The sequence below is a fragment of the Vreelandella venusta genome (assembly GCF_015689495.1).
GTDB classification, from domain to species: domain Bacteria; phylum Pseudomonadota; class Gammaproteobacteria; order Pseudomonadales; family Halomonadaceae; genus Vreelandella; species Vreelandella venusta.
On the sequence record NZ_CP065135.1, the window covers coordinates 3,322,301 to 3,335,061 of the forward strand.

Below are 12,761 nucleotides of genomic sequence, written 5' to 3' on the forward strand. Positions count from 1 at the left end.
AACGGCGGGCTTTTTGTTTATGGTGACGACTATCAGTTCACCACTTTCTATTTACCACATACCACTTACTACACAGCCTACAAATCACTCATCAAGGAACGAGCGCAGCGGCTCAGAGCGGCTGGGGTGGCGTAGTTTGCGCAACGCCTTTGCTTCGATCTGACGAATCCGCTCGCGAGTAACGTCGAACTGCTTACCCACTTCTTCTAGCGTGTGGTCGGTATTCATATCGATACCGAAACGCATGCGTAGCACTTTCGCTTCACGTGCGGTTAAGCCGCCAAGAACGTTACGCGTCGCTTCAATCAAGCCTTCACCGGTGGCCATATCAATCGGCAACAACATTGTGCCGTCTTCGATGAAGTCACCTAAGTGCGAATCGTCATCATCACCAATCGGCGTCTCCATAGAGATCGGCTCTTTGGCAATTTTTAGCACCTTGCGCACTTTGTCTTCCGGCATTTCCAAACGTTCGCCCAGCTCTTCCGGCGTTGGCTCGCGGCCCATTTCCTGCAGCATCTGGCGAGAAACACGGTTGAGCTTATTGATCGTTTCGATCATGTGCACCGGAATACGGATGGTGCGTGCTTGGTCAGCGATAGAACGCGTAATCGCCTGACGAATCCACCATGTGGCATAGGTCGAGAACTTGTAACCGCGACGATATTCGAACTTATCAACCGCTTTCATCAAGCCAATATTGCCTTCTTGAATTAGATCCAAGAACTGCAGGCCACGGTTGGTATATTTCTTAGCAATCGAAATTACCAAACGCAGGTTAGCCTCAACCATCTCTTTCTTGGCACGACGTGCTTTCGCTTCGCCGATAGAGAGCTTACGGTTAACTTCTTTGAGGTCGGCCACGGTGAGCTGCACCATGTCTTCTTCAAAGGCAATTTTGCGCTGCGAACGAGCAATATCCGCGCGCAGTGGCTCAAGGCGATCAGCATACTTGGGCTGAGCCTCCTGGAAGATGTCTAACCATGCTGGATTAGACTCGTACCCAGGGAACGACTTAATGAAGGTTTTACGCGGTACTTTAGCTTTCTTCACGCACAGCTGCATAACCGCTTTTTCTTGGGCACGCACCTGCTCAACGCTAATACGCACTTGACCAACCAGACGCTCAAAATGCTTCGGCACCAGCTTAATAGGCGAAAATAGCTCGGCTAAACGCGATTGCTCACTTTTAAGCTCAGCGCTACCACGCCCATATTTCGCCAACGCAGCTTCAACAGCGACATTCTGCTCACGGATTTGCTCGAAACGTGCTTTCGCTTCTTCCGGGTCAGGGCCGCCTTCGCTGGCTGTGCTGTCCTCGTCTTCGTCGTCATCGTCGCTGTCGAGATCGTCATCATCGCTCAGCTCGGTTTCCGGCTCAGGCTCAGGCACTTCAGCTTCTGCAACGCCAGGAATCCCCTCATCGGGATCGATAAAGCCAGAGAACAGATCGGACAAGCGACCAGGCGCTTCTTCATCCTGTGTGGCATCATAGGCATCTAGGATAGAGGCAACAGCGCCTGGCAAATATGCCAACGCTGACATTACTTCCCGCGTACCCTCTTCTATCCGCTTGGCGATTTCGATCTCACCTTCGCGGGTTAGAAGTTCAACCGTTCCCATCTCGCGCATGTACATGCGCACAGGATCGGTAGTGCGACCGACGTCGCTTTCCACGGCGGCGAGTGCCGCGACGGCCTCTTCCGCAGCGGACTCGTCCGTGGAGTGATCCGACATCATCAAAGTGTCTTCATCTGGCGCTTCTTCAACGACACTAATACCCATGTCGTTAATCATGCCAATGATGTCTTCCACTTGATCCGGGTCGGCGATATCCTCGGGTAGATGGTCGTTGACCTCGGCATAGGTCAGGTAGCCCTGTTCCTTGCCGCGCGCGATCAACTCCTTCAGACGTGACTGCTGCTGCGCATTTCCAGCCATAGAAACCCTATCTCGACGAAGAAGAATGAAACACCTGGGGCGCTGAATCGATTAAACTCAACAAGCCGAACAGTATAGCGTAAATAGCAGGAATTTTTCCAGCGAAACGTATTTGCGCGGTCATTCAGGTGTGTTAGGTTGTTCGGTTAGGCCAGCGCCTGGCGACTGACCCTTTATTTGGTGCCAACGTTAGGGAAATTCAACCCTAGCGCCTCAAACTCTAATCATTGCAAAGCAAACACTGTAAAGCCGACTTAATGTCGTTGAACAAGCTCCATCATTAAGCTGGCCAACCGTTGCCGCTGGGCTTTATCTAGCTTTTGCCCAGAACGCTCTAAATCCAGCAACGCCTGGTACTCTTCCTGAGGTGATCGCTTGCGCTGAACCTCTACTAGATGTTCAACCAACCCTGTCAACTCAGTCTCCCGGGTTCCCTTGGGAATCAATAACTCTCGTGACGCCAGCTCCGCCAAGACCTGCCCTTCTTGGCTCCCCTGAAAGTGCGCCAACACCACTTGCGGGCTGCGATAACGCCCTGCGCGTAACAACTCAATCAAGTTACGGCATAGCAATGATTCTTCACTCTCCGACAGCCAATCCAGGGAATCTGGCAGCGATGTTACTAAACTAGGCTCATGCAACAGTAGCTGCGCAATACGCGCAACGGTTGAAAGCACTTGCGGGCGACGCGATTGAGAGCGCCCCTGCTGGGCCTTTTTACTAGCTGGCTGCGCGCTGACCAGTTGCTCCTCATGATGCTCAAACGGCATCATGTCGGGCGACTCAATCGGCTCCCAGTGCACGGCCTCCTGCGAAGACGCTTTCTGTGCCTCTTTTTGCGCACTGGCGGTAGCGCGTTTCTCAAGCAGCGTTTTCAGCTGCGATTGCGCCAACCCACTGCGCTTAGCCAACGCTTCCAACAGTAACGATTTGAGCATGCCCTCAGGCACTTTGTTCAATGCCTCAAGCACCTGACTTGCAAACCGCTCTCTCCCTTCCACGGTATTCAAGTCTCGTCCCTGAGCAGCCTGCTCAAAAAGAAACTCAGATAGCGGCATCGCGCAGGTAACGCGATCTTGAAATGCGTCGCTACCTTCACGGCGCACTAGCGTATCTGGGTCATCGCCTTCCGGCAGAAACAAAAAGCGTGCTTCACGACCGTCAATCATCTGCGGCAAGGCTGTTTCCAATGCCCGGCTGGCCGCTTGGCGTCCTGCTCGGTCACCGTCAAAACAAAACACCACACGGCTGACTAAACGAAATAGTCGGCTTAGGTGATCTTCCGTTGTAGCCGTCCCCAAGGTTGCGACGGCGTTGTTGATGCCGTACTGCGCTAGCGCCACAACATCCATGTATCCTTCAACAATGACGAGCTGCTCAAGCTTGCTTGAAGCTTGGCGAGCCTCGTACAGCCCGTACAGCTCACGTCCTTTGTGAAAGACAGGCGTTTCTGGCGAATTTAGATATTTAGGCTGCTCATCGCCCATTACCCGGCCGCCAAACGCGATGGTCCGCCCTCTTAGATCCCGAATGGGAAACATCACTCGGTCACGAAAGCGGTCATACGTCCGCCCTGTGTCTTCACGATGAATTAGCAAGCCATACTCTACTTGTACGGGTTCACCAATACCTCGCGCACTCAAGTGCTGCTTCAGGGCTTCCCATCCGCCAGGCGCATAACCAATACCATAAGTACTGACAACATCTGGCGATAATCCACGCCCCTGCAGATAACGCTGCGCTCCCTGCCCTTCCTGCATTTTTAGCCGTTCTCGATAAAAACTGGCAGCAAGTTCAAGAAGATTAACGCCCTCTTTGCGCTTTTTTTCGCGCTGCTGGGCGCGCGGATCGTCGGCACCCTCACGAGGAACATCCAGCCCCAAACGGCTAGCCAACTGCTCGACCGCATCAGGAAAGGGTAGTTTGTCGTATTCCATTAGAAAGCGTAGCGCATTACCGTGGGCACCACACCCAAAGCAGTGATAAAACTGTTTATCAGCGCTTACCGTAAACGATGGGGTTTTCTCTTGATGGAAAGGACATAGCCCAGAATAGTTACGCCCGGCCTTTTTAAGCTGCACACGCTCACCAACCACCTCGACCACATCAACGCGGCCTAACAGGTCATCGATAAAACGTTGTGGAATTTGGCCTGCCATGAACTGCGGGCATCCTCGCGCAAAGCGCTAATTCACTTGCCTAGGGTCATCGGGCCTGTTGCCAAATCACCATAGACAGCGATAAATCAAAGCAAAAACAAACGGCCACCTAGTGGCGGCCGCTTGACATCCCTCTTGAGATGACCAGCTAACTGCTCCGGCCCCCTCGGGTACGGATCAATAGAGCCGTTCGAAACGCTTTTGCTCACGCTGAACTTTCTTGGCGTGGCGTTTTACGGCAGCTGCCGCTTTGCGTTTACGCTCAGCAGTCGGCTTCTCATAGTGCTCGCGGCGGCGTACTTCAGAAAGAACACCGGCTTTTTCGCAAGAACGCTTGAAGCGACGCAGGGCGACGTCAAACGGCTCGTTATCACGTACTTTTACAGAAGGCATTAAGCACTCACCTACCTTAAGGAGTCTTGAGTTCGGATAGTACGTACACTTTTAATAACACAGTGTACGACCCAGTTTTTACAGCGCACAGTAGTCTAGTCGTGGTTGGCTATCTTTGCAAATGCTTACGCGCTATAAGCATGAGAATGCTAAACTAGGCGACTGCTTAGCAGCACTGCTTGCTAACCTGCAACTTTTTAACTTACAACGAGTTCTTCAGCCATGCGCGTACTGGGCATTGAAACGTCTTGCGATGAAACGGGCGTCGCGATTTATGATACTTCATATACTGGAGGCCGCGGCCTGCTCGCCGACGCGCTGTATAGTCAAATTGCCATGCATGCCGAGTATGGCGGCGTGGTGCCTGAACTCGCGTCTCGTGACCATACACGTAAACTGTTGCCGCTGATCGAGCAAGTATTGCACGATGCAGAACTGACGCGTAGCGATCTAGACGGCATTGCCTACACGGCTGGCCCGGGGTTAGTCGGCGCACTCATGGTGGGCGCCAGCACGGCGCATGGTATGGCACGCGCGTTGAATATCCCGGTACTGGGCGTACACCACATGGAAGGCCATTTGTTAGCCCCCATGCTGGAAGATGATGCTCCGGATTTCCCTTTCGTAGCCCTTTTGGTCTCTGGCGGACACACCCAGCTCGTCGAAGTACAGGCCTTAGGACACTACCAATTGCTCGGTGAGTCCGTTGATGATGCCGCAGGTGAGGCCTTCGACAAAGCGGCCAAAATGCTAGGACTCGCCTACCCCGGCGGCCCTCACGTCGCTAAGCTTGCTGAACAGGGCAACCCAAAACGCTTCCGTTTCCCACGGCCGATGACCGACCGCCCAGGCCTAGACTTCAGTTTTTCTGGCTTGAAAACCCACACGCTGACCGCTATTCGCCAATTAGAAGCTGCTGGAGAGCTAGACACCCAGGCCAAGGCTGATGTGGCGAGGGCATTTGAAGAGGCCGTAGTAGACACCCTGGTTATCAAATGTCGCCGTGCACTGGATCAGACCGGATTGAAGCGCTTAGTGGTAGCAGGTGGCGTCAGTGCCAATCATCGCCTGCGGGAGCGCCTCGCGATTGAAACACAGAAACGCAACGCGCAATCCTATTACCCTCGCGGGCGCTTCTGCACCGATAATGGCGCGATGATCGCTTATGTGGGCGCCCAACGCTTGGCAGCAGGCGAGCAGGATGACAACGGCATTATGAGGGCTACGCCACGCTGGCCACTGGACACCTTAACGCCTACTTAACACCTCTAGCTCCTACACCGACAGCCCCTGCTAGCCGCGTAGATGCGGCTCTTCTCCGCGGCGCAGGCGGCGAATATTTAACCCATGGCGAGCTAGCACTAAAAGGCTAAAACCACTGACGACCACCACATAGTCAGGTGCTAGCCACGCGCAGGCCAACGGTGCGACGAATGCACTAACAAGCGACGCTGCCGCTGCCATGCGTAGCCGCCAAGCAAGTAGCATCCAGCATACCGCACTAAGCAGCGCCACGCTGGGCACCAATATCAGCAACACGCCAAACGCACTAGCAACCGATTTACCGCCGCGAAAGCCATGCCATAAGGGGTAGCTGTGGCCCAACAGAACCGCTAACCCCACAGCCCCCTGTAGCCAAACAGGCAGCCCTAACAATTTGGCTGCCAACACTGCAGGCGCCCCTTTTAAGGCATCTAGCAAAAGCGTGGCGACGGCTAGACGCGGCCCGTATAGGCGCAGCACGTTCGAAAATCCTGGGTTACGCGAGCCGCAATATCGCGGATCAGGTACACCTGCCAGCCGGCATACGCTCAGCGCTGCTAACCAGCTTCCGCTTAAGTAGCCCACCACCATCCATATCACTCCGCCCACCATCTTGGCTCCTACCCAGCGTTAGATCGTACCTAGCTGTCGTTTCGCGCTATCCTCAAGTACAATCCCTCGCTTGTTGACGCTAGAGGAATAGCTGTGGATCGCATTTTGATCGAAGCGCTGGCAGTAGATACCGTGATCGGTGTGTACGACTGGGAGCGCACTATTGTTCAGTCTTTGAGCTTGGACTTATCGCTCGCAACGGATATTCGTCCTGCTGCCGCTGCAGATGACTTAAGCCTGACGCTTGATTATGCAGCCATTTGCCAGCGAATTCAGCGCTTTGCTGACGAGCACCACTTTGCTCTCGTCGAGACATTTGCCGAGCGCCTAGCAGAGTGCCTACAGCAGGAGTTTTCCATTATCTGGTTGCGACTTACCGTACGCAAACCAGGGGCTGTTCCACAAGCCGCTAGCGTCGGTCTTGAAATCATCCGCGGCACGCTTCCATGAACTTGGTTACTCTCAGTTTAGGCAGCAATATCGATCCGGACACTCATATCCGCCTATGCCTAGATGCGCTTGAAGACACATTTGGTCCCCTCCAAATATCGCGTATTTTTGAAAGCGAGCCGGTAGGGTTTAGCGATAATCGCAACTTTTACAACCTTGTGGTTGCCTTTGATAGCGATTGGTCGGTGGGCAAGCTTCAGGCGTGGTCTAAGCAACTCGAAATTGCCCATGGCCGCACTCCCGATATGGTTAAGTGTAGTTCTCGAGCGCTGGATATTGACCTACTCACAGTGGGCGGCATTTGCGGCACCGTTGACGGCGTTACCCTGCCCCGAGGGGAAATCACGCACAATGCCTTCGTTCTGCAACCGCTGGCCGAACTGCTACCCGACCAGTACCACCCTATCTATGGCTTATCTTATGCTGCGCTATGGCAACGCTTTGAGCTGGGTAATCAACGCTTATGGGCCATCGACTTTCATTGGCGTGGGCGCTGGATTTCTCAGGCAGACGCTGTGCCAAAGGCGGTGTCCGCTCGCTAAACAAAGCCCATAACCAACCAGCCCTTAGTGCCTATTAATAAAGCGCACTTGCTACGGCCTGTTGGCGGTGCTCACGGAGCGCCTTACCTAAAGCTGCACCGCGATAGCCCGCTTTCAATAGCACTTGAGGGTCAACGCTTTGTGCAGCTTGCCACGCCCGACTCAACGGTTCGACCGTACTCTCTGCTAAGCGCTTAATCAGCTGTAACTGGGCATCAACCTGCGCAGGCTTACGCCAACCATCCAAACGCTCCAGCCAGTGAAGAACACATTCGTCACTTAATGGCTCGGCCAATATGCCCTTACTTAACGCCACATGACGCGCAAGCTGCGTTACGGCATTAGGCAATCGTAACCTTATCGCCAGCACATCACGCTGTGCATCATTCAGTACCGACACCAACAACGCATAACGCCAGTGAGCCAGCGGAAGCGAGCTGTCGATAGCCAGCTGTGCGATCGTCTCAAGGGTCATCGCTTCAAGCGCATTTGCCAGCACAAGGTCATCGGTTAGCTCTGGCCACCACGCCGCCAGCGCCTCGCACTCATTTAAGGCGGTGAAGTAACGGTCAGGGTTTGGTTCACCCAGTGCTTTTTCGGTTTCTATCCACACTCGCTCCGCAGCAAGGTGGCTAAGCTCACCGCTGCGGCTTACATCGCGCATTAGCTCAAGGGTTTCAGGCGCAATAGCAAACCCTAAATGCGCATAACGGGCAAGAAAGCGTGCCGTACGAAGCACCCGTAAGGGATCTTCACTAAATGCCGAGGACACATGGCGTAATAGGCGCTGCTCAATATCCCGCTGACCGTTAAAGGGGTCGGTCAACGCGCCATCAAAGCGCTGTGCAATCGCGTTGATGGTTAAATCACGCCTTGAAAGGTCTTCTTCTAGGGTCACATCAGGACTTGCGTGTACTTCAAAGCCGCTATAACCGTGGCCAGACTTTCTCTCAGTGCGTGCTAGCGCATACTCTTCGGCGGTATCAGGATGCAGAAATACCGGAAAATCACGCCCCACGGGCTTAAACCCCCGCTGCTGCATGACTTCTGGCGTAGCACCAACGACGACCCAATCATTATCCACTACCGGCCAGCCTAACAGCGCATCGCGCACTGCCCCACCAACACGATAAACATCGAGCCCTTTGGTTTTCGCATCCACCTGAAACACGGCTATCGCCCTTTTTTCAATGTCTCGTGTTTTAATATCTCGTATTTTAATGTCTAGGCTGACGGCTAGGGACGCTGGTGCGTTCACCCGACTCCAGATTGAGAGCGGTTAACGCCCCACCCCACACGCAACCAGTATCCAGCGCTTCAACCTGTATCTTGGCGTTCGGGGTTTGGCCCTCTAATGCCGCCCAGTGTCCGAATAACAGTTGAAGCGCATCTGCTCTTGGGTATTGAAACCAAGGGGCAAATCCGTCAGGCGCACTTTCCAAGCCTTCTTTGGCAGCGAAGTCTAGCCGACCATTAGCGTCAATAAAGCGCATGCGGGTAAATATATTGACGAGACAGCGTAAACGATCAATCCCTTCTAGATCCTCATGGAACCGGTCGGGTTGATTGCCGAATAACTGCGTTAAAAAATCACCGGCCGTTTCACTAAGCAATGCCGTCTGCACTTCTTGGCTAAACGATACCGCTTGCTCAGCGCACCACGTTGGTAATATACCGGCATGGGTCATTAGCGTACTGTTTTGGTAAACTGCCAATGGCTGGCTTTGCAGCCAATCCAGCACCTGTTCGCGCTGCGGAGTCGCCAAAATATCGCTTAGAGTGTCGTTTTTTTTCAGTTTGCCGCCGCCACGAGCTACCACCAACAAATGAAAATCGTGGTTACCCAGTACGCATCGAGCGGCGCTGCCTAGCGCCTGCACTTCCTGCAAACAAGCCAGCGAGCCAGGGCCACGGTTGACTAGGTCGCCAACTAGCCAGAGCGTATCGTTCGTTGCATTGAAGTTAAGCTTTTCCAGTAAACTGATAAACTCGGCATGACAGCCATGCAGATCACCAATGGCATAGGTGCTCATCGCTCTCCCCTTCTAGAGAATGGTCAGTGAAGCTGGCGCGGCACCGCCAGCCTAAAAGGTGCAATGGGCACTTCAAAAGCTCGCTGGGTGTAGGTGTTAAGCAGTGTGTAAGCGCCTTCCATAACGCCCACCGGCGTTTGCAGGATGGCTCGACTGGTGTAGCGGAAACGCTGTCCCGGACCAATTAACGGCTGCTGGCCCACCACCCCTTTGCCACGCACCTCTTGGCTATCACCGTTACCTTGGGTAATTTTCCAGTAGCGTGCCATGAGTTGCACGCTATGAGGGCTTTGGTTATGCACCGTCACGGTGTAACTAAACACGAAGCGCGACTCACTATCATCTGACTCAGCGGCACGGTACTCAGGCACGACGCTAACCTCAATGGCTAGGGCACTCACGCGTCGGCACTCCCATTACCACTAAGCGCTTCGTCAACAGCCACTTGATTAGCGATAGCTACGTACTCTGCAACCGTCAGGGTTTGAGGGCGCCGGGCAGGGTCAATACCTAGGGCTTCTAATGTTGCTGCGCTTACCCTACCTTTCAGGTTATTACGCAGTGTTTTGCGTCGTTGACCAAACGCCAACTTGACTAATTCAAATAGCAGCGCGGGGTCATCTGCTGTTTGAGGCAAACTCTCATGGGGCGTTAGCCTAACAATGGCGGAGTCAACTTTCGGCCTGGGAACAAAGGCTTCCGGCGGTACAACAAACAGCTGATCAACCTGGCAGTAATATTGCGCCATCACCGACAGGCGGCCCCAATCGGTGCTACCTGGCTCAGCAGCCAAACGCTCAACGACCTCTTTTTGAAGCATAAAGTGCATATCGGCAATCGCCTTGCCCATGGTTAAGAGATGCACTATCAATGGCGTCGAGATGTTGTAAGGCAGATTACCGACGACTCGCAACGCAGGGCCATCCCCTTTAAGCGCGGCGAAATCAAACTTTAGCGCGTCACCTTCATGGATAACAAAGTCAGGGTAGTTAAAAAACTGCACCCTTAAGCCCGGAATAAGGTCTCGGTCTAATTCAATGACTTCAAGCTTTCCTGCCGCCTCTAGCAACGGAGCTGTAAGCGCGCCTTGCCCAGGGCCAATTTCGACGAGTCGGTCGCTTTCGCGAGGCCCAATGGCACGGACAATACGCGAAATGATGCCGAGGTCACGCAGAAAGTTTTGACCAAAGCGTTTACGAGCGCGGTGCTGCTGAGGCACTTGAGACATCTAACAGTGTTCCTTGGAGGGTTGATTCATAAAGCATTTAAGCCATTGGCGCGCTGTGCGGAAAGCCGCTTTGCTAGCGCGAGAGCTACGCCTAAGCTATTGGGGTCAGCAATGCCGCGACCGGCTAAACTGAGCGCGGTGCCGTGGTCTACCGATGTACGCACCAGCGGCAGGCCAAGTGTGATATTCGCCGCCTGACCAAAGCCTGCGTATTTTAACACTGCCAGCCCTTGGTCATGATACATCGCCAGTACCGCATCAACACCTGCCAAATGGCGCGGCGTGAAAAGCGTATCAGCTGGCAACGGGCCTTGAACATCAAGACCTTCAGCGCGCAGCGCTTTCAGCGCGGGAATAATAACATCGAGCTCTTCGCGCCCTAAATGGCCATCTTCTCCGGCATGAGGGTTTAGCCCACACACCGCAATGCACGGAGCAGCAATCCCAAACTGGTATTTCAGATCGGCCGCAAGCAAACGGCTAATGCGGATAATTTTGTCGTAGGTAACCGCATCGGCCACGTCACGCAGCGGTAGGTGGGTAGTGACAAGCGCGACGCGTAGGTCACTGCTACCCTGCCAATGACTCGTCTGAGCGTGCAGCGCTTGGTCGGTAGCCAACAGCATCACGACTTCATCCACCCCACAGGCATCGCGCAGCCATTCGGTGTGGCCAGTGAAGCTAGGATAGCCGCCTTCGATAATTACCCCTTTATGCAGCGGCGCAGTCACCATGGCCGCTGCATGCCCCTGCTGACAGGCATCTACAGCGACTTGCAATGTCTCTAGCACGTAGCCTGCATTAGCAGGATTGAGCACACCAGGGAGCGCAGGTTCGCAAAGTGCTGCGGGCCACACAACCAAACGCCCTGGCGAGGAAGTAACCCCGCTTCCTGGAGCGGCTTCTATCACATCAAGATGAAGCCCCAGAAGCGACGCACGCTGTCTCAACAACTGCGTATCGCCAATGGCCACCGTATTATTCAATTGCCCATTGGCGGCCAGCATCAGCGTGATTTCTGGGCCGATGCCCGCGGGCTCTCCGGTCGTTATCAGCAGTGGCGCGCTATTGCTCATTAGATTGGCTCATTAAAGGCGAATATCGACAAAAGCCTGCTCACGCATTTCACGCTGCCATGTCTGCAGCTCTTCGTTAGCACGACGCTGGAAAATGGCCTGACGAACCTGCTCCCGGCGACTTTCCTCTGTCACATCCTGACGACGGCGCTCTAGTACTTCAATCACGTGGTAGCCAAACTGGGAACGAACGGGTTCAGATAGCTGGTTAGCACTCAGCGATCCCAACGCTTCTTCGAAGGCTGGCACCGTTTGTCCTGGACGCACCCAACCAAGCTCGCCGCCATTCAAGGCGCTACCACGGTCGTCGCTAAACTCACGGGCGACGGATGCAAAGTCGGCTCCCTGCTGTAAACGCTGGCGTACCAGCTCAGCGCGGGCCCGGGCCTGATTGTCATTGCGCGTTGGCGTTAACTCTACCAACACGTGGCGGGCACGAATCTCTTCAATGAACGCTTGCCCCTGCTGCGCTGGTTGCTGACTCAAAAAGCGCTCAACGTCACGATCAGTTACGGTGACACGTTGGCTAATTTGGCGCTGCTGCACTTGGCGCATCAGCATTTCGCGGCGTATTTCTTCACGTACGCCACCCAGGGTCATGCCGTCCGCTTCCACGGCATCGGCAAACTGGTCTAACGTCATGCCGTTAGACTCAGCAATCGAGCGCAGCTGGCGATTAAGCTCCGTGTCATCCACGCTAAGATTAGCTTGGCGAGCCATTTGCAGTTGAATTTCATCCATCACCATACGCTCTAGCACCTGCTGAGCTAGTTGGCTACGGGGAGGCAAGTTCCCCCCCTGGGCCTGAGCCTGCTGTTCTACTTGGGCAATGCGGTCATCAAGCTCACTGCGCATAATGACGCCATCATTCACGACAGCCACAACACTATCCAGCATTTGCCGCTGGGTTGATTCGAAATTCTGGGCGTAAACCGTTAGCGGCACAAGCGTAGCACTCGTTCCAAGACAGAGCGCCACCATACCGCCCGCAGAAAGCAGTTTTGCCCGCTTTTTCAAGCCATCAGTCAGCAGGGTCATTCTGGTAGTCATAAAGAATCTCTTTC

General features: G+C 54.1%; 13 protein-coding genes. 3 read left to right on the top strand and 10 right to left on the bottom strand.

Annotation, left to right across the window (positions count from 1 at the left end; all coding sequences use genetic code 11):
* Positions 1-84: 84 nt before the first annotated feature.
* The 3 genes from rpoD to rpsU form a co-directional block, all read right to left on the bottom strand.
* A complete protein-coding gene (rpoD, locus tag IR195_RS15580; RefSeq protein ID WP_125750833.1) occupies positions 85-1,941 on the bottom strand; it encodes an RNA polymerase sigma factor RpoD in 1,857 nt (618 codons plus the stop codon).
* Positions 1,942-2,195: 254 nt separating this feature from the next.
* On the bottom strand, positions 2,196-4,100 hold the full coding sequence (gene dnaG / locus IR195_RS15585) for a DNA primase (RefSeq protein ID WP_206048022.1): 1,905 nt from the start codon (positions 4,098-4,100) through the stop codon (positions 2,196-2,198).
* Between the two features lie 177 nt (positions 4,101-4,277).
* A complete protein-coding gene (gene rpsU, locus IR195_RS15590; protein ID WP_008956349.1) occupies positions 4,278-4,493 on the bottom strand; it encodes a 30S ribosomal protein S21 in 216 nt (71 codons plus the stop codon).
* A 222-nt stretch (positions 4,494-4,715) separates the two neighbouring features.
* Between rpsU and tsaD the strand changes: the two genes are divergently transcribed.
* Entirely contained in the window at positions 4,716-5,756 is a 1,041-nt protein-coding gene (tsaD, locus tag IR195_RS15595; RefSeq protein ID WP_125750839.1) for a tRNA (adenosine(37)-N6)-threonylcarbamoyltransferase complex transferase subunit TsaD, read from the top strand.
* A gap of 30 nt (positions 5,757-5,786) precedes the next feature.
* On the opposite strand, the gene plsY is transcribed toward tsaD, so the two are convergent.
* A complete protein-coding gene (gene plsY / locus IR195_RS15600; RefSeq protein WP_125753755.1) occupies positions 5,787-6,356 on the bottom strand; it encodes a glycerol-3-phosphate 1-O-acyltransferase PlsY in 570 nt (189 codons plus the stop codon).
* 105 nt (positions 6,357-6,461) lie between these two features.
* Between plsY and folB the strand changes: the two genes are divergently transcribed.
* Both folB and folK read left to right on the top strand, forming a co-directional pair.
* Complete coding sequence (folB, locus tag IR195_RS15605; RefSeq protein ID WP_125750842.1) at positions 6,462-6,818, top strand: dihydroneopterin aldolase; 357 nt, start codon at positions 6,462-6,464, stop codon at positions 6,816-6,818.
* Positions 6,815-7,360: a 2-amino-4-hydroxy-6-hydroxymethyldihydropteridine diphosphokinase gene (gene folK / locus IR195_RS15610; RefSeq protein WP_146941856.1), complete on the top strand. Its 546-nt coding sequence runs from the start codon at positions 6,815-6,817 to the stop codon at positions 7,358-7,360. Before folB ends, folK begins: the two co-directional genes overlap by 4 nt.
* 34 nt (positions 7,361-7,394) lie before the next feature.
* On the opposite strand, the gene IR195_RS15615 is transcribed toward folK, so the two are convergent.
* The 6 genes from IR195_RS15615 to IR195_RS15640 are packed head-to-tail and all read right to left on the bottom strand — an operon-like array spanning position 7,395 to position 12,747.
* Complete coding sequence (locus IR195_RS15615) at positions 7,395-8,531, bottom strand: tRNA nucleotidyltransferase/poly(A) polymerase-related protein (protein WP_146941854.1); 1,137 nt, start codon at positions 8,529-8,531, stop codon at positions 7,395-7,397.
* A 46-nt stretch (positions 8,532-8,577) separates the two neighbouring features.
* Entirely contained in the window at positions 8,578-9,393 is an 816-nt protein-coding gene (locus tag IR195_RS15620) for a symmetrical bis(5'-nucleosyl)-tetraphosphatase (protein ID WP_206048023.1), read from the bottom strand.
* A 23-nt stretch (positions 9,394-9,416) separates the two neighbouring features.
* Positions 9,417-9,794 carry a Co2+/Mg2+ efflux protein ApaG gene (apaG, locus tag IR195_RS15625; protein WP_125750855.1) on the bottom strand — a complete coding sequence of 126 codons (378 nt, stop codon included), beginning with the start codon at positions 9,792-9,794 and terminating at the stop codon, positions 9,417-9,419.
* Positions 9,791-10,621, bottom strand: a complete 831-nt coding sequence (rsmA, locus tag IR195_RS15630) for a 16S rRNA (adenine(1518)-N(6)/adenine(1519)-N(6))-dimethyltransferase RsmA (RefSeq protein ID WP_146941850.1) — start codon at positions 10,619-10,621, stop codon at positions 9,791-9,793. The genes apaG and rsmA overlap by 4 nt, the downstream gene beginning before the upstream one ends.
* A 26-nt stretch (positions 10,622-10,647) precedes the next feature.
* Complete coding sequence (pdxA, locus tag IR195_RS15635; RefSeq protein ID WP_206048024.1) at positions 10,648-11,697, bottom strand: 4-hydroxythreonine-4-phosphate dehydrogenase PdxA; 1,050 nt, start codon at positions 11,695-11,697, stop codon at positions 10,648-10,650.
* A 12-nt stretch (positions 11,698-11,709) separates the two neighbouring features.
* Entirely contained in the window at positions 11,710-12,747 is a 1,038-nt protein-coding gene (locus tag IR195_RS15640) for a peptidylprolyl isomerase (RefSeq protein WP_206048025.1), read from the bottom strand.
* Between the last annotated feature and the right edge of the window lie 14 nt (positions 12,748-12,761).